The sequence below is a fragment of the Leifsonia sp. SIMBA_070 genome, assembly GCF_046534635.1.
Classification (GTDB): Bacteria; Actinomycetota; Actinomycetes; order Actinomycetales; family Microbacteriaceae; genus Leifsonia.
Genome location: NZ_JAWRYK010000713.1, coordinates 1 through 248 on the forward strand (window position 1 = coordinate 1; position 248 = coordinate 248).

Below are 248 nucleotides of genomic sequence, written 5' to 3' on the forward strand. Positions count from 1 at the left end.
GGGTCAGGTTGCAGTGCAGGTCGAGGCTGACGGCGATCGGCAGCTCCGGTTGGGCCGCCCGCAGCCGCGCCAGCAACTCCCCCTCGCCGTCGTCGGCCATCTCGCTCACCATCGCGCCGTGCAGGTCGAGCAGCGCGGCGTCGCAGCCCTCCGCCGCCTCCTGGATGGAATCCGCCAGGCGTTCGTAAGCGTCGGCCGTCACCGGGCCGGCCGGCATCGCCTCGGCCGCAAGGGGGGTGACGAGCTCC

Annotated in this window: 1 protein-coding gene; it reads right to left on the bottom strand. The window is 73.8% G+C overall.

The window, feature by feature from the left end; genetic code table 11:
• Nucleotides 1-202: M81 family metallopeptidase (locus tag SB754_RS22100; RefSeq protein WP_410784436.1), on the bottom strand; the 202-nt coding region annotated here is incomplete at its 3' end.
• Nucleotides 203-248: the final 46 nt, after the last annotated feature.